General features: G+C 65.0%; 21 protein-coding genes and 2 pseudogenes. 22 read left to right on the top strand and 1 reads right to left on the bottom strand.

Annotated features, from left to right (window positions below; all coding sequences use genetic code 11):
- Window positions 1-1,742 precede the first annotated feature (1,742 nt).
- From DQP57_RS12870 to DQP57_RS12935, 14 genes and pseudogenes are all read left to right on the top strand, one after another.
- Entirely contained in the window at window positions 1,743-2,363 is a 621-nt protein-coding gene (locus DQP57_RS12870) for a cation transporter (RefSeq protein ID WP_020822717.1), read from the top strand.
- 103 nt (window positions 2,364-2,466) lie between these two features.
- Window positions 2,467-3,429 (top strand): cation diffusion facilitator family transporter, encoded by a 963-nt coding sequence (locus DQP57_RS12875; protein ID WP_008257362.1) that lies wholly within the window; start codon window positions 2,467-2,469, stop codon window positions 3,427-3,429.
- Between the two features lie 50 nt (window positions 3,430-3,479).
- Window positions 3,480-4,220, top strand: a complete 741-nt coding sequence (locus DQP57_RS12880) for a DUF1275 family protein (protein ID WP_008257363.1) — start codon at window positions 3,480-3,482, stop codon at window positions 4,218-4,220.
- A 122-nt stretch (window positions 4,221-4,342) separates the two neighbouring features.
- Window positions 4,343-4,678, top strand: a complete 336-nt coding sequence (locus DQP57_RS12885; RefSeq protein WP_008257365.1) for a zf-TFIIB domain-containing protein — start codon at window positions 4,343-4,345, stop codon at window positions 4,676-4,678.
- Between the two features lie 434 nt (window positions 4,679-5,112).
- The gene (locus DQP57_RS12890; RefSeq protein ID WP_008257367.1) at window positions 5,113-5,394 is read left to right on the top strand and encodes a DUF1490 family protein; all 282 of its coding nucleotides are present in this window, start codon (window positions 5,113-5,115) and stop codon (window positions 5,392-5,394) included.
- Between the two features lie 8 nt (window positions 5,395-5,402).
- Window positions 5,403-7,685 (top strand): manganese-exporting P-type ATPase CtpC, encoded by a 2,283-nt coding sequence (gene ctpC / locus DQP57_RS12895; RefSeq protein WP_014942224.1) that lies wholly within the window; start codon window positions 5,403-5,405, stop codon window positions 7,683-7,685.
- Between the two features lie 5 nt (window positions 7,686-7,690).
- A pseudogene (locus tag DQP57_RS12900) lies at window positions 7,691-8,293 on the top strand (methyltransferase family protein).
- Window positions 8,294-8,555: 262 nt separating this feature from the next.
- Window positions 8,556-8,915 carry a Cd(II)/Pb(II)-sensing metalloregulatory transcriptional regulator CmtR gene (cmtR, locus tag DQP57_RS12905; RefSeq protein WP_008257374.1) on the top strand — a complete coding sequence of 120 codons (360 nt, stop codon included), beginning with the start codon at window positions 8,556-8,558 and terminating at the stop codon, window positions 8,913-8,915.
- 50 nt (window positions 8,916-8,965) lie between these two features.
- Entirely contained in the window at window positions 8,966-9,247 is a 282-nt protein-coding gene (locus tag DQP57_RS12910) for a DUF1490 family protein (RefSeq protein WP_008257377.1), read from the top strand.
- Between the two features lie 80 nt (window positions 9,248-9,327).
- A complete protein-coding gene (locus DQP57_RS12915; protein ID WP_008257380.1) occupies window positions 9,328-11,649 on the top strand; it encodes a heavy metal translocating P-type ATPase in 2,322 nt (773 codons plus the stop codon).
- A gap of 267 nt (window positions 11,650-11,916) precedes the next feature.
- Window positions 11,917-13,209, top strand: coding sequence for a magnesium transporter MgtE N-terminal domain-containing protein (locus DQP57_RS12920; protein WP_008257382.1), 1,293 nt, complete (start codon window positions 11,917-11,919; stop codon window positions 13,207-13,209).
- 74 nt (window positions 13,210-13,283) lie between these two features.
- Window positions 13,284-14,882, top strand: a complete 1,599-nt coding sequence (locus DQP57_RS12925; protein ID WP_085978346.1) for an Nramp family divalent metal transporter — start codon at window positions 13,284-13,286, stop codon at window positions 14,880-14,882.
- 27 nt (window positions 14,883-14,909) lie between these two features.
- Window positions 14,910-15,143, top strand: a complete 234-nt coding sequence (locus DQP57_RS12930) for a hypothetical protein (protein ID WP_014942226.1) — start codon at window positions 14,910-14,912, stop codon at window positions 15,141-15,143.
- Complete coding sequence (locus DQP57_RS12935; protein WP_014942227.1) at window positions 15,143-15,490, top strand: DUF732 domain-containing protein; 348 nt, start codon at window positions 15,143-15,145, stop codon at window positions 15,488-15,490. Before DQP57_RS12930 ends, DQP57_RS12935 begins: the two co-directional genes overlap by 1 nt.
- Window positions 15,491-15,847: 357 nt before the next feature.
- Here the strand turns inward: DQP57_RS12935 and DQP57_RS12940 are convergent, their stop codons facing one another.
- Window positions 15,848-17,323: a multicopper oxidase family protein gene (locus tag DQP57_RS12940; RefSeq protein ID WP_008257387.1), complete on the bottom strand. Its 1,476-nt coding sequence runs from the start codon at window positions 17,321-17,323 to the stop codon at window positions 15,848-15,850.
- 198 nt (window positions 17,324-17,521) lie between these two features.
- Here DQP57_RS12940 and DQP57_RS12945 point away from each other — a divergent pair, with 198 nt between their 5' ends.
- The 8 genes and pseudogenes from DQP57_RS12945 to DQP57_RS12980 all read left to right on the top strand — a co-directional run bounded on the left by DQP57_RS12945 (window position 17,522) and on the right by DQP57_RS12980 (window position 24,666).
- The gene (locus tag DQP57_RS12945; protein WP_033717528.1) at window positions 17,522-18,178 is read left to right on the top strand and encodes a class I SAM-dependent methyltransferase; all 657 of its coding nucleotides are present in this window, start codon (window positions 17,522-17,524) and stop codon (window positions 18,176-18,178) included.
- Window positions 18,179-18,543: 365 nt separating this feature from the next.
- Complete coding sequence (locus tag DQP57_RS12950) at window positions 18,544-18,942, top strand: hypothetical protein (protein ID WP_008257390.1); 399 nt, start codon at window positions 18,544-18,546, stop codon at window positions 18,940-18,942.
- 111 nt (window positions 18,943-19,053) lie between these two features.
- The gene (locus DQP57_RS12955) at window positions 19,054-20,199 is read left to right on the top strand and encodes a PLP-dependent cysteine synthase family protein (RefSeq protein WP_008257392.1); all 1,146 of its coding nucleotides are present in this window, start codon (window positions 19,054-19,056) and stop codon (window positions 20,197-20,199) included.
- A pseudogene (locus tag DQP57_RS12960) lies at window positions 20,196-21,440 on the top strand (MFS transporter); the annotation flags it as partial. The gene DQP57_RS12955 and the pseudogene DQP57_RS12960, both read left to right, overlap by 4 nt.
- Before the next feature lie 656 nt (window positions 21,441-22,096).
- On the top strand, window positions 22,097-22,525 hold the full coding sequence (locus DQP57_RS12965) for a hypothetical protein (protein WP_008257397.1): 429 nt from the start codon (window positions 22,097-22,099) through the stop codon (window positions 22,523-22,525).
- Window positions 22,526-22,773: 248 nt separating this feature from the next.
- Complete coding sequence (locus tag DQP57_RS12970) at window positions 22,774-23,073, top strand: PE family protein (RefSeq protein WP_008257399.1); 300 nt, start codon at window positions 22,774-22,776, stop codon at window positions 23,071-23,073.
- Between the two features lie 15 nt (window positions 23,074-23,088).
- Complete coding sequence (locus DQP57_RS12975) at window positions 23,089-24,279, top strand: PPE family protein (RefSeq protein WP_014942231.1); 1,191 nt, start codon at window positions 23,089-23,091, stop codon at window positions 24,277-24,279.
- A 90-nt stretch (window positions 24,280-24,369) separates the two neighbouring features.
- Window positions 24,370-24,666 (top strand): WXG100 family type VII secretion target, encoded by a 297-nt coding sequence (locus tag DQP57_RS12980; protein WP_008257404.1) that lies wholly within the window; start codon window positions 24,370-24,372, stop codon window positions 24,664-24,666.
- Window positions 24,667-24,672 lie beyond the last annotated feature (6 nt).

A 24,672-nucleotide genomic window follows, 5' to 3' on the forward strand; every position in this document is an offset into this window, starting at 1 on the left:
GGCGAAACCCAATCAACGTGTTGCCGGCGTGTTCGTTTCCTGCCGTTGGGAGACCGTCGAAACGCAATTGTCGCACCGACGCATCGCTTCGATCGCCCGCCACGACTTCGGCGACCATGTCGGGTAACGACCCGATACGCTCTTATTCGGTTATGGAAACAATTGCCGCTGGGCCGTCGTCGTGTACTGACCGTCAGCTGCGCTCTACTTTTTGCCCCGCGCCGCCGCCCGGTGCGAGTCCCATGGCCGGCACCACCCGCATGTTCGGGCGCCTCCGAACTCATCGCCGCCAGCTTGGTCAATCCCGCCGCCCGCCCACTGCCTTGCCTATTCCTTCCTTATGTAGGCACAAACCAGTCGAAATGGCGTTCGCGCTACGAATGCGCGTCCACGTCAGCTATTGAGGTTGGCGGTCCGCGTTTCGGAGGCGCCTGGCGGCCCGGGAAGCGCCGGTGTGGTCAGTGGGCCTACCTGGACCAGGTAGGCGTCGAGATTCCAGATTTTTCTAGCATCCTGGGTGATTCAGCCACGCGTTGAGCGCCAAGCAAGCGATTCGGGCATTGTGCATCTCGGAGACACAAAACGGAGCTTGGCTGCCTCAGCGAACCTCCATTGTGCCGAAGGAGAACCAACACCGCCATTCAGGATTCAACAAGAAACGAGCGCCTCACACGCCGCAGTTTCGATCTGAAAGACACAGCAGCCCCCCAGGTTGCAATGTCGGAGGCACACGCCTAGCGCTGCTACATTTGGAAGCACTGTGCATAGCGACCTTCTCAAGCTTCCCCTGCTGCGATCGGCCATCGCCATCATCGCGGCACTCTGGTTGCTGGGTGGTGCCGCCGAGCACGCGTGGCACGCGGCCGCCACGGTTGATGCGGCTCAGCAGTCGGGTAGCTCATCGAGTGGTGCACTAGCGGTTGATGGCGATCACGCGCAGTGCGACAGCGGGCTGTCGCACTCCTGCCTCGTAGCGACGGCGGTGGCGGATGTCCCGCGCTGGGATGACGCGTTTCTGGTGTACGCCGGGGTCGCGGCGGTGGCCGTTGTCGGTTATTGCTTTGTGTGGGCGCGACAGGCCAAACGAGGTCCACCCCGAGGGCCCGCTACACCCGTCGCCGGTCAAGACCTGCTAACACGATTTTGTCTCGCACGACGCTGATAGGTCGACGCCACATCACACGGCGTTGCACGGTCTACCGGTAATCCCGCTGCTTGATTGACGAGCATTCTTTCACGCGGGCTGGGTCGAAGACCTGTCGATATTTTCGATGAGTTGACCCGGCAGCCAAGCTGCGTCGCGTTATCTGGCGTCCTCACTCACCATGCGGCCCAGGGCCAGTCGGCCGCGTCTAAGAACAGTGAAGCGACGCCACCTGAGTCGTTTCGTCAAATGCCTTTGTCGTTCGGGAGGATTTTGATGCGCCACCACACCATCGCGCCCGGTCTCCGGCCGCGGTTCGTGACACCGCCCGTCAGCGGACCGCTGAACCCGCAGAGCCAGTCATGGAAATAGTTGACTCAGTCGCCGCCCGCGGCGTACTAATGAGCGCGGCGCCATTCATCGCTAAAGGCACCGAGCCAATCGGCCCAACGGCGTGTATTTCGCAGCGTTGTCACCGCGAGTCTAACGGCGCGCTCGGCTCACTCGTGGAGCGAGTCTCATGACGCAGTTTGGATCAGCCGCCACCCCGGGAAGCGACGACCTTAGCTGTTGCAGCACGACCACTTCGAGAACAGCGATGACATTTCAACGCGATTCCCGATGGCACGCTGCCGCACGATGGGCGCGATGGCTGGCTTGGGTCAGCCTGATCTTTGTGGTCGCCGAAGGGGCCCTCGGCCTGTGGCAGGGCGTGGCTACAGGATCTGTCGCACTGACCGCATGGGCATTAGGAAGCGCGCCCGAGGCGATGGCCAGCCTGGTCGTGATTTGGCGGTTCAGCGGCACGCGAACCTTGTCCGAGACGGCCGAGCTCCGTGCGCAACGTGGCGTAGCGGTGTCGTTTTGGCTCAGCGCCCCCTACATTGCCGCTGAATCCCTGCACCATCTACTCAAAGAGCACGTGTCACACACGTCGCTGGTCGGTGTTGTCTTGACGGCTGCCGCCTTGGTGCAGATGCCGATCCTGGGCCGCGCGCAACAGAAACTCGGCGCACGGCTGGGCTCGGGCGCCACGATCGGCAAGGGCATCCAAAACTATCTGTGCGCCGCACAGGCGGCCGCAGTCCTCCTCGGCTTGGCGGTCACCCTCGCATGGCGCAACGGATGGTGGTTAGACCCCGCCATCGGGCTGGGCATCGCCGCCGTCGCCGTCTGGCAAGGGCGGCGATCGTGGCGCGGCGAGGATTGCGGATGCTAGGCCCGGGCCGGATGAACGGCACCGCAATACTCGGCACGGTCATTGCATATATCGCGATATACGCATAGTTTGTCGACATGGATCGGGCAGCCGGGGGACGTCAATGAACGCGGACCATAGCCACACCCACGGGCATACATCGGCAGATTCTGACCGGCGATGGCTGGGCGGTGCGCTGGCGGTGATCGCGGGGTTCATGCTGGGTGAGGTGGTCGTGGGGATCATCGCGGGCTCATTGGCGTTGCTCTCCGATGCGGCACACATGCTCACCGATGCGGCCTCGATTGCGTTGGCGTTGTGGGCGATTCGGCTGTCCGCGCGGCCGGCGGCAGGGCGGATGACCTACGGGTGGCGGCGCGTGGAGATTTTGTCCGCGCAGGCCAACGGCGTGACCTTGCTGGTGTTGGCGGCATGGCTGGCGTATGAGGCGATCAAAAGGCTGATCCATCCGCCGCAGGTCACAGGCGCACTGGTGCTAGTCACTGCGCTGGTCGGTGTGGTGGTGAACCTGGTGGCCACGTGGATGATCAGCCGGGCCAACCGGGCCAGCCTGAACGTCGAGGGCGCTTTTCAGCACATACTCAACGACTTGTTCGCCTTCATCGCCACCGCCGTGGCCGGGGTAATGATCATGGTCACCGGGTTCGGGCGTGCGGACGCGATCGCCACGCTGGTCGTGGTGGCGCTGATGCTGCGAGCCGGCATCGGATTGGTGCGGGCCGCTAGCCTCGTTTTTCTCGAGGCCGCGCCCCAAGGTATCGATCCGGACTCGATCGGGCGGGCCATGGCCGCTCACGATTCCGTCGTGGAAGTTCATGATCTGCATGTGTGGGAAATCACCTCAGGTGAACCGGCCCTGTCGGCGCACGTGATCGTCGCGCCGGGCCGCGACTGCCACGCCACCCGAAACGACTTGGCGCAGCTGCTGGCCCACGAATATGGCATCTCCCACACCACGTTGCAGCTCGACCACGAAGCCTCCGAAATCGGCAGGCAGGATGCAGCCGGCGAGCATGCGCACTGCGAGGATCCACACGGCCCGACGCATCGTTTTACCGGCGCCTGACAAACCCACCACGGACCATACCCAGCCTCCGGTCACCGGAAGGAGAAACCATGCCGCACACGCCAACCCGCGAAACACGCGAGCTGCGGGTATTGGTACTGGGCTACAACGGGCTGCTGGCCGCGATCGCCGGGTTCATCAACTCGGTGGCACTGCTGGTCTTGACGTTTCCGGTGGGCAACCTAACTGCATTGAGCACCAAGCTGGGCATGGACTCAGCCAATCCGCTGCTGTACGAGAGCTGCATGATCGCACTGATCGTAGGCGGATTTCTGGCCGGAGCCGCCGGGGCCGGAGCTGTACTGGCGCCGGTGCAAACCCACACCAGTGCGCGCCACGCCGCGGTCCTGCTCGCCGAGGCCGCGCTGCTGGTGGCCGCAGCCGGTATCGAGATTCCCGGGTTCAAGGCGCTGCTGGCGGCGGCCGCGTGCGGGCTGCAAAACGCGATGACCTCGAACTCGCCCGGGATGGCAATCCGCACAACGCACTTCACCGGCACCATCACCGACCTCGGATTGATACTGGGCCGCAGCCGCCGCCACGGGATGGACAAGTGGAAGGCCGCGGTGCTCACGACGACCGTGGTGCTATTCGTCGGCGGCGGCGCGACGGGCGCCCTCATTGGCGGCCGGTTCGGCCACAACGCACTGCTTCTTCCAGCTGCCGCCTGCCTGGCTGTCGCGATAGCCAGCCTGCTGTATAGCCGGCGGCGCAGCACCCGATTGGCCCGCGCGATATCGGCCCCCGAGCGCTCGCATCGCTCCCTTGCTGATCAGGCGACGGCGGGGTAACCGCAGAGTCCAAGCCATGCGCATTCGTATATGCGCATGCGTTTATAGTTTGTTAGTCTGGGCGGGTAAGGCATCGCCGTTGCCTGATTAGGGAGGTCCAAATGGCAGACGAGCGCGGATCAATGGAGGCCAAAGAGTCAACGCTGCTGTGTCCGCGGTGTGTGTCGCAGATGCTGCCGGTGCAGCGCTTCGGCGTGACGATCGATCAGTGCACGGGTTGCGGCGGCGTCTTCCTGGACCGGGGCGAACTAGAGCAACTCTCCGAGGCCGAGGCCAAGTTCTACGCCGCCCAACAGCCACCCCAACCCGCGCCACCGCCGGGAGGGTATGCGCCTGCGCAGTACCCAGCGCAGCCCGTGTACGTCGAAAATTCCCGCCCTAGAGGATTTTTGGGTGGATTGTTCGGAGAGGGCTATTACGGTGGTCACCACGGAGGATATCGGGGCGGACACCACTGACGATTGCGCCGGCGGCATTGCCTTCAACTTCCGTGCACGCCCGACCCAGTGGCCTCCACATCCCACAGTCGCGCACCGGCAAGTTTATCCAGCCCAAATGTTGAGTCGCCGTCGGCGGCGGCCAGCGGCGATCGGACAGCCGGGCTCGCATCTGACCAACTTCACGGCGCATGGCGCCGTCGTGAGGCCCTCCCCCCTTGATGGACCGGTTAGTACCGAGGCCCCCTCACGCTGACCACCCCGCCGGCACGACGCCTGGCAGTCGCAGCCGATGCAGGTGCTACGCGCGGGCTGGCGGCTGCGCTTTGCTTACCGGCGCTCGCGGCCGGTTGGCCCAACCGAAATTCATAGTGATATTGCGATGTATCTATGTTACGGTCGAATGAGTAGTAGATGAAATGCGCCCGACAGGGCCGAACACGAGGAGGAAGTTGATGTTTCCGCATGCGCTAGCGGCGAAGGCGGCCGCTACGGTGTTCACGGGATTGGTGGGCGTGAGTGCCTATGAGCTGTTGCGTAAGGCGGCTGGTGGGGCGCCGGTGCGTCGGGCGACGGTCGCGGCCGCGGAGTTGAGTTTGCGAGGGACGCGTCGCGCAGAAGTGGTAGCGGAGTCGGCTCGGCTGAAGGCGGCTGACGTGGTCGCCGAGGCGCGTGAACGCATCGGCGAAGAGGCTTCCCCACCGGCTGCGGCCGCGGTCCACGACCACGACCACTGATCGCTGTTATGACTGTTGTCGAGGACACCGCCGTAGAAATTCTCTCCGATGCGGCGGGGCGGATGAGATTGCATGTTCCGTGGGTTCGTTCGGATTCCCGTCGTGCGGTGGCCGTCGAAGACAAGGTGGACAAGCAGACCGGGGTGCGCGCGGTGCACGCCTATCCCCACACCGGATCGGTCGTGGTGTGGTATTCACCCAAGCGTTGCGATCGCTCGGCGATCATGGCGGCCATTGCGGCGGCCAAAGACGTTGCAGCTGAGCTGATTCCCGCGCGTACGCCGCGCTCGGCGGACGTCCGCAACACTGAGGTACTGCGCATCGCGATCGGCGGGGCGGCGCTGGTGTTGTTGGGTGTGCGCCGCTACGGTTTCCGCCGCCCGCCGCTGCTGGGCCCCAAGGGTCAGTTGGTGGCCACCGGCGCGACGGTGTTCATGGGCTATCCGTTCTTCCGCGGGGCGCTACGCTCGCTTCGTTCTGGCCGCGCCGGCACCGACACGCTGGTGACGGTGGCCACGGTGGCCAGCATGGTGTTGCGGGAGAACGTGGTCGCACTGACCGTGCTGTGGCTACTCAATATCGGCGAGTACCTGCAGGACCTGACGCTGCGCCGCACCCGGCGGGCCATCGCCGACCTGTTGCGCGGCACCGCGGACACCGCGTGGATCAGGGCCAATGATGGCAGCGAAGTCCAAGTCCCCATCGATACCTTGCAAATCGGCGACGAGGTCGTCATTCACGATCACGTGGCGATCCCGGTGGACGGCGAGGTGCTCGACGGCGAAGCGGTGGTCGACCAGTCGGCGATCACCGGAGAGACGTTGCCGGTCAGCATGGTCGTCGGCTCCCGTGTACACGCCGGATCGGTGGTGGTACGCGGACGCCTGGTGGTGCGCGCGGCCGCGGTGGGCAGCGAAACCACGATCGGGCGCATCATTTCCCGCGTCGAAGAGGCCCAACACGACCGGGCACCGATTCAAACGGTCGGTGAGAACTTCTCGCGCCGGTTTGTTCCGATCTCATTCATCGTGTCCGCGGCGACCCTGCTGCTGACCGGCGACATCCGGCGCGCGATGACCATGCTGTTGATCGCGTGCCCGTGCGCGGTGGGATTGTCGACCCCGACCGCGATCAGCGCCGCGATCGGCAACGGGGCGCGCCGCGGCATCCTGATCAAGGGCGGATCGCACCTCGAACAAGCCGGGCGGGTGAACGCCATCGTGTTCGACAAGACCGGGACGCTGACAGTTGGGCGCCCCGTCGTGACGAATGTTGTTGCCTTCCAGAAGGACTGGCAGCCCGAAGAGGTCCTGGCCTATGCGGCCAGCTCGGAGATCCATTCGCGTCATCCGCTGGCCGAAGCGGTGATCCGCTCGACCAACGAACGCCACATCACGATCCCGCCGCACGAACAGTGCGAAGTATTGGTCGGCCTGGGCATGCGCACCTGGGCTGATGGCCGCGTTTTGCTGTTGGGTAGCCCGTCGCTGCTGCGTGCCGAAAAAGTCCGCGTGTCCAAGAAGGCAACCGAGTGGGTTGACAAATTGCGGCGCCAGGCCGAGACCCCGCTGTTGCTGGCGGTGGACGGCACGCTGGTCGGGCTGATCAGCCTGCGCGACGAAATCCGCCCCGAGGCCGCCGATGTGCTGAACAAGTTGCGCAGCAAGGGCATTCGGCGCATCGTGATGCTGACTGGTGATCATCCGGATACCGCCGAGGTGGTGGCCGGCGAACTCGGTATCGACGAGTGGCGCGCCGAGGTGCTGCCCGAAGACAAGCTTCAGGCGGTGCGCCAACTGCAGGACGAAGGTTACGTGGTCGCGATGATCGGTGATGGCGTCAATGACGCGCCGGCACTGGCGACCGCCGATATCGGGATTGCCATGGGTCTGGCCGGCACGGACGTCGCCGTGGAAACCGCCGATATCGCACTGGCCAACGACAACCTGCAGCGCCTGCTCGATGTACCCGATTTGGGTGCACGAGCCGTCGCGGTGATCCGGCAGAACTACGGCATGTCCATCGCCGTCAACTCCGTCGGTCTGCTCATGGGCGCCGGAGGGGCCCTGTCGCCGGTGCTGGCCGCGATCCTGCACAACGCGTCCTCGGTCGCGGTGGTCACCAACAGCTCTCGACTGATCCGCTACCGCCTGATGAACGGCCAATCCCCGGCCGCGAACGAACATTCGACGGGGGCGCCTGTCGGCACCGCTAGCGAGCAGCCCGCGGCGTCGTCACCGCATAGCAAGCAATCGCGCAGGCTGTCGCCGGTTCGCACAGGACAGGGTTGACCATGATGCCTGTGTCCGCGCTGGCGCTCTAAGTCGTCTTCGCCGTACTCGGGTTCGGCTGGCGCAGCTGGACCCAGCATCGGCGCACCGGCTCGACCGGATTTCGCGGCGTCAGTGGGCGTCCCGGCTCGCTGGAATGGTGGGCCGGTGTCGGATTCGTGGGCGCCATCCTCGCCGGGGTGGCCGCGCCGCTGCTGCAACTGACTGGAATCCTCACCCCGATGCCGGTCCTGCACGCACCTGCTGTCCAGGCGCCCGGGGTGGTGGCGGCGATTGCAGGACTCGCCGCCACCCTCTACGCCCAACACGGCATGGGTGAGTCCTGGCGGATCGGGGTCGACCCCGGCGAAACCACCACCTTGGTACGCACGGGTGTGTTCGGCTGGGTCCGCAATCCCATCTTCGCTGCCATGCTCGTCTTCGCCGCCGGCATCGCTCTGATGACGCCCAACCCGCTGGCCCTGGCCGCGTTCGTGGTCCTGCTGGCGGCCATCGAGGTTCAGGTCCGTGTCGTCGAAGAGCCATACCTGGCCCGCATCCACGGCCGCGCCTACACCGATTACCGCGCCGCGGTTGGGCGGTTTGCGCCCGGCATCGGGCGCAACTAGACACCGCCGCTGAAGACGGAGGCCCCATGACGCCGGCCAATGCCCCCGCTGCCCGTGGAACCGATACTCGGACAAGAATTCCCGCAACTACGACCGAGAAATGGGGTTCTTTGGCCGCCACGACCCCGGCTGCGCATGCCCCGCCGCGGAATTCCCAAACCCGTCGACTGCATACCGACGCCACACATCACAGGTGCACCGCGATTCGGAACCATAGTTCAGCCGTTGCTGTTATATCAGCGACGACTGTACAGTTGCGGCTATGCTGACGTGTGAGGTGCGGGAATCGGCGTTGTCTCGGCTGGGCCGGGCGCTGGCCGATCCGACGCGCTGCCGAATTCTCGTCGCGCTGCTGGATGGAGTTTGCTATCCCGGCCAGTTGGCTTCGCACTTGGGATTGACCCGATCCAATGTGTCCAACCATCTGTCGTGCTTACGGGGCTGCGGCCTGGTCATCGCAACGTATGAGGGCCGCCAGGTTCGTTATGCCCTGGCCGATAGTCACCTCGCGCGTGCCCTGAGCGAGTTGGTTCAGGTCGTTCTCGCGGTGGACACCGATCAGCCTTGCGGTGGTGAGCAAGCCACGTTCGAGGAGGTCCGCACCGCGCCGGCTAGTCGATGAGCGGGCTCGCCGAATCGCGACGACAAAGCAGAACATAAGGAGGGTTGGCCGTGGTTGCACATGGACTGCTGGTTAAGGCGACCGGGACGGTGTTCACCGGGCTCGTCGGGGTGAGTGCCTATGAGGTGTTGCGCAAGGCGGTGGGAAAAGCTCCGGTCCACCGCGCGGCGGTGACCGCGACGGAATGGGGCCTGCGGGGAACCCGGCGCGCCGAGGTGGCGGCCGAGGCTGCTCGGCTGAAAGTTGCCGACGTGGTCGCCGAAGCTCGCGATCGCATCGGTGACGACGCCTCCCTTTCTGTCGACCCCGTAGGCGACGACTGCTGTAGCTGACATCGCACGCTGCGCCCTCGGCGGACAGGGCAGGTTGACATCCTTGGTAGGGATCCGCCGATATACCGCTAGGAGGGCTGATGATGCCGACCACCGCTGCGCATCCCGATGCCGACCTGAGGCTGACCGTTGTGTCTGCGACGGCGCGACGAATGCGGGTGCACGCCAGCGGGTTTCGATTCGACACCGTCCGCGCGGTGGCGATCGAGGACGCCGTTGGTATGGTCACCGGCGTCGAAGCCGTGCGGGCCTATCCGCGCACCGCCTCAGTGGTGATCTGGTACACGCCTGAGCGCTGCGACACAGCCTCCGTCCTGTCTGCGATCGCCGATGCCGAGCACATCCCGGTAGCGTCGGTGCCACCGCGTACCCCGCACTCGGCGGACGGCCGCAAGCCCGGTGTGGTGCAACGAGTCATCGACTGGAGCACGCGGGTGCGGTCGGGTTCGTGTGACGTTGAACAGCGTCGTCCTTGGGGGACGGTTAGCGATGGCTGCTGCGAGCATGATGACAGCGAGGACGCGCCGGAGCGGCTCTGGCAGGTCGTCAAGCTGCGACGCGCTGCATTGTCCGGGGTGTTGCTGACGGGGTCGGTGATCACCGCATGGGTCACTCCGCTGGGGCCGGTCGCTCTGGGTTTCAAAGTCGTCGCCTTGGCGGTGGGGGCCTCGACATTCGTGCCGTCGGCCATCAAGCGACTTACGCAGGGCCACATCGGTGTCGGCACGTTGATGACCATCGCTGCGGCCGGCGCCGTGGGTCTCGGTCAGGTCGGCGAGGCTGCCATGCTGGCGTTCTTGTTCTCCATCAGTGAGGGCTTGGAGGAATTCGCGGTGTCGCGTACGCGCCGCGGCTTGCGCGCGCTGCTGTCGCTGGTGCCGGATCAGGCCACAGTGCTGCGCGCGGGCAGCGAAACCGTGGTGGCCGCAGCCGACCTTCAGGTCGGTGATCAAATGATCGTCAAACCAGGTGAACGTCTGGCCACTGACGGCATCATTCGTGACGGTCGCACCTCATTGGACGTCTCCGCGATCACCGGTGAATCCGTACCGGTCGAAGCCGGACCCGGCGACGACGTGTTCGCCGGGTCGATCAACGGTTCCGGCGCGCTGCTGGTGCAGGTCACCGCAACGGCAGAAGACAACTCGCTGGCGCGCATCGTGCACATCGTGGAAGCCGAGCAGGCGCGCAAGGGCGCCAGTCAGCGACTGGCCGACCGCATCGCGCGACCGCTGGTGCCGGGCATCATGATCGCCGGGGCCGCGATCGCCGGGGTGGGCAGCATTTTCGGTAGCCCTGCCGTCTGGATCGAACGTGCTCTGGTGGTACTGGTTGCTGCCTCGCCATGCGCATTGGCCATCGCGGTGCCCGTGTCGGTGGTGGCGTCCATCGGGGCGGCCGCCCGGTTCGGTGTACTCATCAAAGGTGGCGCCGCCCTGGAAGGCATGGGCACCATCGGCGCAATTGCCCTGGACAAGACCGGAACCCTGACGGCCAATCGGCCCGCGGTCATCGAGGTCGCCACCACTGGGGGCGCCACTCACGAAGACGTGCTGGCGGTGGCAGCCGCGCTGGAGGCCCGCAGCGAGCACCCACTGGCCGCGGCTGTTCTCGCCACGACCCGAACGTCGGTCGCCGCGGCCAGCGACGTGCAAGCCATCCCCGGCGCCGGATTGACCGGCCGAGTCGACGGCCACGATGTCCGACTGGGACGCGCCGGCTGGCTCGATCCAGCCGACCTCACCGAGGACGTCATGCGCATGCAACACGCCGGAGCCACAACGGTTCTCGTCGAACGCGACGGGCGGCTACTCGGGGCCATCGCCGTGCGCGACGAACTACGTCCGGAAGCCGCCGAGGTCGTCGCCGAATTGCGAGCCGGCAACTACCAGGTGGCGATGCTCACCGGCGACAATCGCGCCACCGCTTCAGCTTTGGCCGCCGAAGCCGGAATCGAGCACGTGTACGCCGAGCTGCGTCCTGAGGACAAGGCACACCTGGTCACAGAGCTACGTGCCCAGCGGCGGACCGCGATGGTTGGCGACGGCGTCAACGATGCTCCGGCCCTGGCCGCCGCCGACCTGGGAATCGCTATGGGCGCCATGGGAACCGACGTCGCCATCGAAACCGCCGACGTCGCGTTGATGGGCCAAGACCTGCGCCATCTGCCCCAAGCGCTGCACCATGCCCGCCGTTCCCGGCAGATCATGTTGCAAAACGTCGGGCTATCGCTAGCGATCATCACCGTGCTGATGCCGCTGTCGCTGTTCGGGACCCTGGGTTTGGCTGCGGTGGTATTCGTGCACGAGCTCACCGAGGTCGTCGTCATCGCCAATGGCGTGCGCGCCGGACGCATCAAACCACTTGCTGGGCCAAGGCCATCGAGTCACGATTCAACGTAACGATGCAACGAATCTACGGCCCGTCCAGGATCGTCAAGTACCGCCGTGGCGGCGGTATCAGGACGCGATGTCGGCCCTGGTCGCCAATTGATTGCCCATGCCGTCGCGTCTCCCCCGCAGCGAATCCCCGAAGTGCGCGTGACTCGCGGGGGTTACCCGTTCGAGTGGGCTACGGCATCCTGAGCCCGACGAGCGCCCCGGTAAGAAAGGTAAGCACAAGTGAGTGGACCAGAAACGCCAGCTAAGCAGGTCGGGTCGCACCCGGTTATGCATCTCTCAGAGTTGCTGCACGCGCCGGTCCTGGCCCGGTCGGGCGAGGCTGTGGGCCGGGTGCAGGACGTGATCGTGCGGCTGCGCGGCGCCGACGAGTATCCGTTGGTGAGTGGGATCGTCGCTGTGGTGGGGAGGCGGCGGGTGTTCATCGGCAGCCCCTCCATTTCTCAGTACGCCCCAGACCGCGTGGTATTGGCGACACACAAAATCGATCTGCGCGGTTTCGAACGCCGCGACGGCGAGGTGTTGCTGCGCACTGATGTGCTAGGACACCGGTTGATCGATGTGGCTGCCGTGGAGTTGGTACGCGCCTATGACGTGGAGCTCGAAGATACCGGCGGCGGGTGGGTGCTTGCCCGTCTGGATACTCGCCGCCCGGCGCGGTTCTTCGGACTAGTCAAAAGTCGGGGTGGGCATGCGGCCCGAGATTGGAAGGCATTCGAACCACTGATCGGCCACGCCCGCTCCGGTGCATCGCGACGTCAGTCAGGCCGGCTCGGCGGGTTCAAACCCGCGGACATCGCTGATCTTCTCGAAGACGCTGACAAAGCCGAGGGTGGGGAGATCCTCGACCGGGTCCGCAGCGACCCGGAATTGGAAGCCGACGTGTTCGAAGAACTCGACCCTGACAAGGCCAGCCGATTGCTCAATGACATGGCCGATGACGAGGTCGCCGCACTATTGGGCCGGATGCGCGCCGACGACGCCGCCGACGCGATCGCAGACCTGCGTCAATCGCGGCGCCGGCGCGTGCTGGAGCTGATGCCGGGCCCGCAGCGCACGAAGGTGATCACCCTGATGGGCTTTAACCCCGACAGTGCCGGCGGCCTGATGAACGTCGACTTCGTCTCCTGCGCCGCAAGCACCACTGCCGGCACGGCGCTGGCACTGATCGCGGGCGCCACGACGATACAGCCCGAGGCATTGGTCAAGATGCATGTCCTTGATGAAGACAACCGCCTGGCTGGTGTCGTGTCGGTGATCGACCTGCTGCAAGCCGAACCCGGTCAAACCGTTGAAGCACTGATGGATTGCGACCCAATTCGAATCGGCGCTGAAGCCGATCTGACCGACGTCGCCCTATTGATGGCCGACTTCAACCTCTACTCCATCCCCGTCGTCGACGGCCAGGACCGCGTGCTCGGGGTTGTCACCGTCGACGACGTGCTAGAAGCCACCATCCCCGAGGATTGGCGTCGCCGCGAACCCGCCCCCCGCCCGGTCCGCGAAATCACCCCACCGCATGACGATCGCGACGCGCCTGCACCAGAGAGTGAGGCGCCGTGACCTCCGGCGAGAAGGCCACCGGCCACGCAGCAGCGACTCACCGATCCGAGTCGCCACCACCGAAGCGCACCGCTGTGCTTGACTCGGCTCACCTCGGTGATATCGAGGGCGCCTTCGGGCGCATTAACGTCGCGGAAACCGACCATCCCCGCACTTTCAAGACGCGGCTGCTGACGCTGCTTGCCATTATCGGTCCCGGAATCATTGTGATGGTCGGCGATAACGATGCCGGCGGGGTGGCCACCTACACCCAAGCTGGCCAAAATTATGGCTACTCCCTGCTGTGGGTGCTACTCCTGCTCATCCCGGTGCTCATCGTCAACCAAGAGATGGTGGTCCGGCTCGGCGCGGTTACCGGCGTCGGACACGCCCGCTTGATCAACGAACGCTTCGGCCGCGGCTGGGGCTGGTTCTCCGTCGGCGACCTGTTCCTGCTCAACTTCCTCACGATCGTCACCGAGTTCATCGGCATCACTTTGGCCGCCACCTACATCGGTATCTCCAAATACATTGTCGTTCCGGTCTCAGCGATCGCGCTCATCGCGATCATGGCCAGCGGCAGCTTTCGCCGGTGGGAGCGGGCTATGTTCGTCTTCATCGCCATCACTTTGGTGCAGATCCCAATCCTGTTGATGGCGCACCCACAGTGGGCCCAGGCCGCCAAATCATTTGTGGTGCCGAACATCTCCGGTGGCGTGACCTCGGATGCGGTGCTTTTGATCATTGCCATCGTCGGCACCACCGTGGCGCCTTGGCAGCTGTTTTTTCAGCAGTCCAACGTCGTCGACAAGCGCATTACACCTCGATTTATGGGCTACGAGCGCGCCGATACGGTGTTGGGGGCGTTCATCGTGGTGATCGGCGCCACCGCGCTGGTCATGATCGGCGATTGGGCGGCGCGCTCCACTGGCACAGCAGGTGGTTTCACCGACGCCGGCGCCATCTCGCATCTGCTGGGCCAACACAATTCGACGCTCGGCTGGTTGTTCGCGATCGTGCTGATGGACGCCTCGATCGTCGGCGCCGCCGCAGTGACCCTGGCCACCAGCTACGCCTTTGGCGACGTATTCGGCCTGAAACACTCGCTGCACCGGGGGTTCGCCGATGCCAAACCGTTCTACCTTTCTTACAGCGCGATGGTGTCGTTTGCGGCGGCGATCGTGCTGATTCCTGGCGCCCCCCTTGGGTTGATCACCACCGCCGTGCAGGCCCTCGCTGGCTTGCTGTTGCCCAGCGCCAGCGTGTTCCTCCTGCTGCTGTGCAACGACCGGGAAGTATTGGGCCCCTGGGTGAATCGGCCCTGGCTCAACTGGGTTGCCGGGCTGATCGTCGGCGTCCTGCTGTTGCTGTCGGGAATCCTGATGGCGACTACCTTGTTCCCCGGCCTCGACGTGATCGTTGTCGCCGGCTACCTGGCACTGACCTTGGTCATACTCGCCGCAGCCACGGTACCGGCACTTCGTTGGATGGGTCGCCGCCAGCCCTCACCACCGGCGGCATCGAGCCCGGCGCGGCCTATTGACCGCAATAGCTGGCGAATGCCACCACTGACCTTGTTAGAGCCCGTGACGTGGTCGCCAGGGACCCGTCTAGGCATGATTGCGCTGCGCGGCTACCTCGTCGTCGGCGCCGTCCTGCTCATCGTCAAGGCTGTCCAGCTCAGCGGCCGATGAATTTGGGCCAATCCGAAAGGTCACCAAATGAGCACGCCACGCAACGGGCGATTCGCCGCGGAAGCCAACTACCTACCGCACTACAACGACATCCAGCAGATCACAGGAACTGCCATCCTCGCCACCATCGCGGTCGCCCTGGCAGTGGCATTCATCATCATCCAACGTCGACGACGCCGCGCGCGCACCAAACAAAGCCATGTCGGTGGCCCCCGACGCTCCCGCGTCTCAAGACCTTTTAGCACCCGCAGGAGCGATTAATGGCCCAAACCAATGTGCCTCGGTGGAAATGGTTGACAACGAGCGTAATCCTGCTCTTCGCTGCTGCGCTGCAATTCGCTCCACCTGTATCAGCGGATCAAACTGACGATGACTTCCTCGCCGCGCTCAAGAAACACGGGATCGTCTTTACCAACCGCGATGTCGCGATCACGGCCGGCCATAAAGTGTGCACCGGACTCGATGCAGGCCAGACGCCGGCCAACCTGATTTTGTCGCTGGTAAAAGACACCGACCTGTCGGCACACGTGGCCGGCTATTTCTTCGGCACCGCAGTCAATGCCTACTGCCCGCAATACCGCCCGGATACCACTGTGCCGGGAGCATAGACCAAGAAGACGGACAAATGGCGCACCACTAGCGGCCACGGGGCACTCAGCGGGCGGCGTAGCCCCTTGCACTCGCACCCCACCGACGCAACGACACATCGTTCGTGAAATTCGACGGATAACGAAACGGCTCGTCACCCATCCTCGAGTCCGAATCTGCTTCACCCCAACATACTCGTCGTGCTCGAGCAGGTTGAACGGTGGTTTGGGTTACTCACCAATTAGAAGCCTGCCGGAGCGCACGCCACTCAATCCAGGCCGTCGAGAATGACATCTCAGACAATCTTCGTCTAGCAAGGCTAGCGACCTCGGCATCACCCTAGCCATGTTGAGGGACTGCGCGCACGCCGTGATGGCTCAGCTGGTGTACTCGAGGCGAGTCATCATGCCGGCCTCTTGGTGATAGGTGTTGTGGCAGTGGAACATCCAGACGCCGGGGTTGTCCGCGACGAGGACGGCGCTCAATTTCTGCTTGGGCAGTACGTTGACGGTGTCTTTGCGGGGGCCGGGCGTGCCATCGGGCTTGATCACCTGGAAAGTGTGTCCGTGCAGGTGCATCGGGTGGTACATCATGGTGGTGTTGTCGAATGCCAGCGTGGCGCGTTGGCCCTGGCGTACCTGTAGCGGCTTGGTCTTGCTGTAGGGCTCGCCGTTGATCAGCCAATCATACTTCGTCATGTCGCCACTGAGGACCACCGGGAGATTCACATCGGATTTGGCCACACCCAAATCGACTTCCGGTGCGGCGGAGAACATTTCGACGGTGCCGACTCGCTTGTTGAGTTCGGGCGGCTGGAAACCCGGATCAGGGGCGTTACCGGCGCCGGTGGAGAGCACAGCCCGCGCCAGCGCATTTTTGCCTTCGGCAAGAGCGACCAGCGGGAAAACGCCATCGGCGGCGGTGACGACGACGTCGTAGCGTTCGGCCATGCCGATCAGTAGCGCGTCGACCTCGGTGGGCACTACGGGGTAGCCGTCGGTGTGGGTGACGGTCATCGAGTGCCCGGCTAGCGCGACGCGGAACGCGGTGTCGGAGCCGGAATTGATGATCCGGATCCGGATGCGCTGTCCGGGCTTGGCGCTGAATGTGGTGGGAGCGGCGGGAATACGGCCGTTGATGAGGTAGTGCGGATAGGCAATATCGCCTGGATCGCCGCCGAGCAGATTGCTGGTCCCGACGCCGTCCATCTCCATGGCGGGCATGTTTCCCATGCCGGGCATGCTGCTCATGCTGGGCCTGCGCTGATTGGTCAAATCGTCGTAGAGCTGCCTGGGGGTCTTGCCGACGCCGTCGGTCCAGTCGTCGAGTACGACGATCCATTCGGCGTCGTAGCGGCCCGACTCTCGGGGGTCATCGATGATCACGGGCAGATACAGACCATAGTCGGCGTCCAGGCCGACGTGCGGATGCGCCCAATAGGTGCCGGGGTGAGGTACCGAAAAGCGGTAGGTGAAGTCGCGGCCGGCGTCGATGTTCGGGGTGGCGGGTGCGACGCCGTCCATGTCGTTGCGCAGCGCGATGCCGTGCCAATGCACCGAGGTGGCCGAATCGAGCCGGTTGGTGACCGTGACCGCGAGTTCGTCACCGACATTGGCGCGGATCACGGGCCCCGGGATGGCGTTACCGTAGGCCATCGTGCGCACAGTGATGCCACCGAGGTCGATTGTTGTCGGTTGAGGCGTCAGTGCCGCCGTTACGGTGCGCCCGGTGTGGGGCCGCGCCGCCTCGGCAGCAGCGATGGCGGCCGCCATCGCCGTGTTGCCGGTATGTGTTTGCTCGTCGGATCGGCCGCAGGCGGCCAGGGCGAACCCGCCGGCAACGGTGGCAGCCATAAAACTCCGCCTGCTAAGTCGCGCCCTGTCAAAAGTCAATTCGCGCACGCCTGTACCTGTCTTTCATTGCGCCGTTCGGTGTTTCGTTCGATCCGAAAGAGCCGCGTCCCGCTCCGCCGAGCTTGAATATACCGCATGGGGGTATTGCTGTACCGTTGGGTTGGCCGCACTGAAAGCATATACAGGAAGGATTTTTAGATGGGACTGGCGCAGAGGCTGTTCGCTGATCATCGGCACGGTGACGGGTCCGGGTGGGTACTCAACTATCCCCGTACTTACGAATGGGCCACCAATGCGTGGTCTCTGGGGCTACGTGCGCGCATGTGGGACCGGCTGGTCGGGCTATCCGGCGCCGAGCCCGGCAATAGGGTGCTCGACGTCGGCTGCGGGACCGGATACTTCACTCGACGAATCGCACGGGCGGTGCACCCGGGTGGCAGCGTTGTCGGGATCGATCCTTCACAATCGATGGTGGACTACGCCGCGCGGCGTGCGCCGGCGAACGCGGCCTTTCAGGTTGCCTCCGCCGAAGATCTGCCCTTCTCCGACCAATCGTTCGACGTGGTGGTATCTAGCTTGGCGTTTCACCACTTTCCAGTCGACCGACGTGCCGACGCAGTGCGGCAAATGTTTCGAGTTCTGCGACCGGGCGGGCGGCTATGCATCGCCGATCTTCGCCCCTCGGGCGGTGGCACCTTGCACCGGATTGCTGCTGTTTTCAACGCCCATGCCAGGGAGCAGAACCGGCTACACCAGCTCGATGAGCTGATTACCGATGCGGGGTTCTCCATCGTCGGCACCGGTGACCGATTGTTGCTGCACTACATCACGGCGCAAAGGCCGCTGGGTCGATGAACCCGGTGGTAGGTGCGGCGGGGCACTGGTTGTAATCGATATGCCGGGCCGACGGTGACGGTCGATCTCGGGCACAACTATGCCGGCCGTCGTGCAGTCCGTGGAGCGTCGTCAGCATCTGGTCAGGCGCAACCTAGGACTGCTCGACCGCCAAAGGCCCCGGTTTACATATACGGGTACGGGGTATATTCTGCTTCTATGTCCACCGGGCGCGCAGTGAACTGCTCATCGGCGACGCACACCATGAGCTGCGAATCCGCGCATCGGAAATACCCCGGCTCATCCTCGGTTTTCTCGCATATCGCCAGGGCCGGTGTGTCGTGATATTCGGCGGCGCTAGCGGGTTGCCTCGGCTCCGGTATGTAGTGGCCGTGGGGGCTGCGGCGTGGTTGACGGCGTGGGTTCTCATCGGTGCCCACAGCGTGATGGGGCATTCGCAGTCTTCGGTGTCGCAGTCTTCGATGTCGCAGTCGGCGCATGCGTTGGTGGCTTCGCTGGGTGGTGAGTTCACCGTTGATGTCGATCATCCGCATGTGGGCAAGGGTTCCTCGGGCGACCATCACGAGCAGTTCACCACGGCGGTGCTGCCGCGCTCGGGCGCGGTGGTGGCTGCGTTAATCGCGTTGAGTGCGGTGGCCGCCGTGGCGCTGACCGGTGGGCTGGCCCGGTTTGGGGTGCCCGCCGGGCGCGGCCCCCCGCGCGCCCCGGCTCTTTCTGTTACCGGTCAAGACGTGTTGACCCGGTTCTGCTTGTCTCGTCGCTGACTGGTCAGCGCCAGGTCGTTTGCAGCACGTGTGTGCTCGGCGGCTGGTGATCGCTGACCCCTGTCAAGTGCCGCACTGATTCGCGGCGTTCGCAAGAAAGCGACGATTCTCATGACCGATGTTTTGTCTTTCGATAACTATGTTCACCCGATCCCGGCGCTCAAAGTTGTTCAGCCACGTGAGTGCGCCCTGCCCGGCACCGACACCTATCGGCGTCCCGGTGCGATGGTGGGCCATACCCCGGTGCTGCGCATTGAGGCGCCGTTCGCCCCGCCCGGACGCGGGTTTTGGGCCAAGCTGGAAGGGTTCAATCCCGGCGGCAGCATGAAAGACCGCCCGGCCCTGCACATGGTCGAAGCCGCCCGGGCCCGCGGCGAATTAGCTCCCGGGGCGCGCATCGTGGAATCCACCAGCGGCAGCCTGGGGTTGGGGCTGGCGTTGGCCGGCCAGGCCTATGGGCATCCGGTCACCGTGGTCACCGACACCGGCATGGAGCCGATCGTGCGTCACATGCTGGCCGCCTACGGCGCCGATGTCGAGCTGGTCACCGAGCCGCACCCGGTGGGGGGCTGGCAACAGGCCCGTAAAGACCGGGTCGCCCAGCTGTTGGCCGCCGAGCCGGGGGCCTGGTGCCCCGACCAGTACAGCAACCCCGACAACATCACCGGCTACCGGTCGTTGGCGTTGGAGCTGCTTGATCAGCTCGGCGGGGTGGATGTGCTGGTGTGCTCGGTGGGCACCGGCGGGCATTCGGCCGGGGTGGCGCGGGTGCTGCGCGAGTTCAACCCGGCGATGAAGCTGATCGGGGTCGACACCATCGGCTCGACTATTTTCGGTCAGCCGGTGGCCAGCCGGTTGATGCGCGGGCTGGGCTCGAGCATCTATCCGCGCAACATCGACTACGCCGCCTTTGACGAGGTGCACTGGGTGGCCCCGCAGGAGTCGGTGTGGGCGTGCCGCACTTTGGCGGCCAGCAACTTCGCCAGCGGCGGCTGGAGCGTGGGGGCCGTGGCGCTGGTCGCGGGCTGGGCCGCGCGCACCTTCCCGCAGGACACCCGCATCGCCGCGGTGTTTCCTGACGGTCCGCAACGCTACTTCGACACCATCTACAACGACGACTACTGCCACCAGCACCAGCTGTTGGATTGGCAACCCGTCGCCGAGCCCACCGTCATCACCGACCCCACCCAGCAGGTGGTGACCTCCTGGACTCGCACCAGCACCGTCGTCAATCCCGCACTGATCGCAGCCGCATGAGGGATTTCCTCACCCGGTTTCGAGGCTTCGACCGGCCCAGCCAGGTCCTGATGCTCAACCAGTTCGGCATCAACATGGGTTTCTACATGCTGATGCCGTATCTGGCCGGGTACCTGGCTGGCCCGCTCGGGCTGGCGGCCTGGGCGGTCGGATTGGTGCTCGGCGTGCGGAATTTCTCCCAGCAGGGCATGTTCATCGTGGGCGGCACACTGGCCGACCGGGTGGGCTATAAGCCGTTGATCGTGGCTGGATGTCTGCTGCGCACAGGCGGATTCGCGCTGCTTGTGGTGGCCCAGTCGTTGCCGGCTGTGCTGATCGCCGCGGCGGCCACCGGGTTCGCCGGCGCGTTGTTCAACCCGGCGGTGCGGGCCTATCTGGCCGCTGACGCCGGAGATCGCCGGGTGGAGGCCTTCGCCATATTCAACCTCTTCTATCAGGCCGGAATCCTGTTGGGTCCGCTGGTCGGACTGGTCCTGGTGGCCGTCGACTTTCAGGTCACGGCGGCGGCAGCGGCGGCCGTGTTCGCAGTGCTGACCGTGGCGCAGCTGTTGGCGTTGCCGCGACGCGGTGTCGATTCGGCGCCGCAGCAGAAGTCGTTCCTGCAGGACTGGCGGGTTGTCGCCCGCAATCGGCCGTTCCTGCTCTTCGCGGCGGCGATGATCGGCTCCTACGTATTGACCTTCCAGGTGTACCTGGCGCTGCCGCTGCAGGCGTCGATGCTGACGCCGCGCTCTGGAAAGGCTTTGGTTGCAGCTCTTTTCGTTGTCTCTGGCCTGGTTGCGGTGATCGGACAGCTGCGCATCACCCGCTGGTTCACCAAACGCTGGGGATCCGGACGTAGCCTGGCCATCGGTGTGGCCATCCTGGCGGCCTCGTTCGTGCCGCTGACGGTCGTCCCCGACGGCCATCGGTTCGGGACACCCGCGGCGGTGGGGGCCCTGCTGGTGTCGGCGGCGCTGCTGGCCGTCGGTTCGGCCGCGGTCTTCCCGTTCGAGATGGACACCGTCGTCTCGCTGGCCGGAGGCCGGCTCGTGGCCACCCATTATGGGTTCTACAACACCATCGTCGGAGCCGGAATCCTCGTCGGCAACCTGGCTACCGGATCGATATTCGGTGCGGCACAACGGCTGAGCGCCGGCGCACTGGTTTGGGGCGGGCTGGTTCTCATCGGCATCATCGCCGCAGTTGCCCTCTACCGTCTCGAACCCGCACGCGACCTGCAACCGGCTCATTCCGAGCTTGGCGGCTTCCAAGCGGCGGTACCGGCGATAACCGGCCGGGGCCGACGCCGGCGATTCACACCGCCACATGGCAAGGCATCTGTGTCCCCGTCTCCTGGTCATCCTGTCGGACGCCGGCCCGCGATGACGACGACTCTGACCCCAAAGAGTCGCCGCAGAATGGCATCGGCACGCAACCAGGCGCAAGATTGCTCACGTTCGGTCACCTCGATGTCGTCACCTGGTAATGACCCATGTGAATCCGCAGGATCCACCGTTAAGCACCCGATCGGCGCGAAATCCCCATGCGATTAAGGGATTCGACGTGAACAGCTGCCAACGGCTCGGCCGGGGGCATCGCCTGCCGGGTGAGTCCTTATGTGTCCGGGCCGATAGATCGAAGCCGCGAGTTGGTGTTGTCGTGCGAGCGGGCCGACGCACCGATTACCGCCTCGGTAGAGGAATGCCAGCTCGGGCGCCGCTATACCTCCGGTGGGTAGGGGTATTTGGGATGGAGGTGCAATTGTGCGCGTCAGTCCCTGCGGCCCGACTGCTGATATCTGCTTGAGCTGCAGCATTAGGGCCGCCAGGAGGCACGATCGCGGCCCGGGCACGATGCGGTATCGACCGCCCTATGTATGGCATACCCCCCTATAGACAGGTACAGTTGAGACACTATGAAACCCGGCGGCGCAGGCAGTTCGGTGCGGTTGCGCGCTGTCGTCGCGATCGCGGCTGCAGTGTGGCTGGCCCTCGGCGCCCTGGGGTGCGGGCTGGTGCATTTCGCTCCTCTCGCGTTTGACCCACCGCACGCCTTCGTGACATCGGCGGATGGCGGGTCTGGCACTGGCGGGCCCGGGATGCAGGCCGACCATGCTTCGCTTTACCGCGGCCTGGCCGCCAAATGCTCCAAGGTGTTCGGGGCTATGCCGGTGCCGGGGCCGGTTACCGCGCTGGTGGAACTCGGTCTCGCGGTCGCGGTGGTCGCCGTCGCAGGTTCGCGGGTCAAACTTGTGGTGCCGGTCGGGCGGGCCCCGCCCCGCGCGGCTGCCATTGCCTTCACCGGTCGAGACCTCTTGACGCGGTTCTGCATAGCTCGCCGGTGATCGGCCGGCGGCAGGCCATTGTGTTACGCCACGAGGATCGGTGAGCACTCGCTCACCATCACCAATCTCTGCCGCCCCTTTCGCCCGGATGAATGCCGGGCCATTGAACACATCAATCCTCCCTGACGCTGTCTAGCCGAATCAGGCGACGCGGCTTCCATGCCGCGGCGACCGCACCAGCGCCTTAACACACCGCAGCGGACGGGGTCAGCCCATGTCCGTAATCCCAAGTCTCCAAGGAGAAATCCATGTTCTCACTCACCGTCGCCCCGCAAATGTTGACGGCGGCGACCGGTAACCTGCAGGGCATCGGCTCGGCGATGAGCGCCGAAAACGCGGCCGCGGCCACACCGACGACCGGGGTGGGTCCCGCCGCCGCCGATGAGGTGTCGGCGTTGACGGCGCTGCAGTTTGCCGCGCACGCGCAGATGTACCAGGCCGTCAGCGCCCAAGCTGCGGCGATCCACGAATTGGTCGCGAAAACCCTTGGTGTCAGCGCTGACTCGTATGCGCTCACCGAGGCCGCCAACGCGATCGCGGCCGGCTAAGCATTCCGAGGTGAAATGATGGATTTCGCAGCTTTGCCACCCGAGATCAACTCGGCAAGGATCTATGCCGGTCCGGGGCCGGGCTCGATGCTGGCCGCAGCGTCGGCCTGGGAGGGGCTCGCCGAGCAGCTATATGCGGAGGCCGCTTCGTATTCCTCGGTAGTTGCGGAGCTGACCAGCGGACCGTGGCTAGGTCCAGCGTCGACGGCGATGGCCGCCGCGAGCGCCCCCTTCGTGGCGTGGATGGACACCACTGCCGCCACGGCACAGCAGACGGCTTCGCAGGCCATGGAGGCCGCGGCCGCCTATGAGGCAGCCTTTGCGATGACGGTGCCGCCACCAGTCATCGCGGCCAACCGCAGCCTGTTGCTGTCGCTGATCGCGACCAACATCCTCGGGCAAAACACGCCCGCGATCGCGGCCACCGAGGCACAGTACACGGCGATGTGGGCCCAGGACGCCGCCGCGATGTATGGCTACGCGGCCGCCTCGGCCAGTGCGTCGCTCCTGACCCAGTTCATCCCGCCGCAGCCCACCAGCAACCCGGCCGGCCTGGCCGGACAGGGGACCGCGGTCGGCCAAGCTGTCGGCAGCTCGGCCAGCACCGACACCCAGGCGGTCCTGTCACAGGTGACCTCCACGGTGCCCACGGCTCTGCAGCAGCTCGCCTCGCCGCTATCGTCCACGTCCGAGTCGTCCACGGGGTCGCTGTCGTCGCTGAGTTCGTCGCTCAGTTCCATGAATCCGGCGTTGTCGATGACAAGTTCGGTCGGGTGGATATCGAGTTCGCTGCTCTCGAACGCGAATCAGATGAAGAATTTGATGCCGGCCGTCACCGCCGCCAGCACCGCAGCTTCGGGACCGGGGTTGACGGGCGCGCTCGCGTCCGGCGCGCTGGGAGCACCCGGCTCAGCAGGACTCGGCGGGGCGGCCGTGTCGGCGGGAGTGGGCCGCGCGGCCACGGTCGGGGCGTTGTCGGTGCCCCAAACCTGGGCTTCGGCGGCCCCGGCAATGAGTCCTGCCGCGACGGCGCTGCCCAGCACCAGCCTGGCCACTGCCCCAGGAGCCACAACGGGGGCTCCCGCAAGCATGCTCGGCGCGCCGCTGGCAACGATGCCCGGGCGCGGCATAGGCAACGTCGGCGAAACCGACCTTCGCTTCATGCCCCGCCTGACAGTGGTACCGCCCTCGGCGACCGTCGGATAACAAAGGAGAGCACCAATTCGTTTTGGCAGGCGGCCATCACGCCGGCCACGTCGAGCAAAACTGATGATTTCCAGGTAAGGAAACACTCCAATGACTACACGCTTTATGACCGATCCGAACGAGATGCGATCCATGGCAGGCCGTTTCGATGTGCACGCCCAAACCGTCGAAGATGAAGCTCGCAAGATGTGGGCGTCCTCGCTGAACATTGCCGGTGCCGGATGGAGCGGGACCGCTCAGGCCGCGTCCTACGACACCATGGGCCAAACGAACACCGCGTTCCGCAACATCGTCACCATGCTGCACGGGGTGCGCGACGGCCTGATCCGCGACGCCAACAACTACGAACAGCAAGAGCAAGCCTCACAGCAGATGCTAGGCAGTTAGGAGAAC

Source organism: Mycobacterium colombiense (genome assembly GCF_003284935.1).
Taxonomy (GTDB): Bacteria; Actinomycetota; Actinomycetes; order Mycobacteriales; family Mycobacteriaceae; genus Mycobacterium; species Mycobacterium arosiense_A.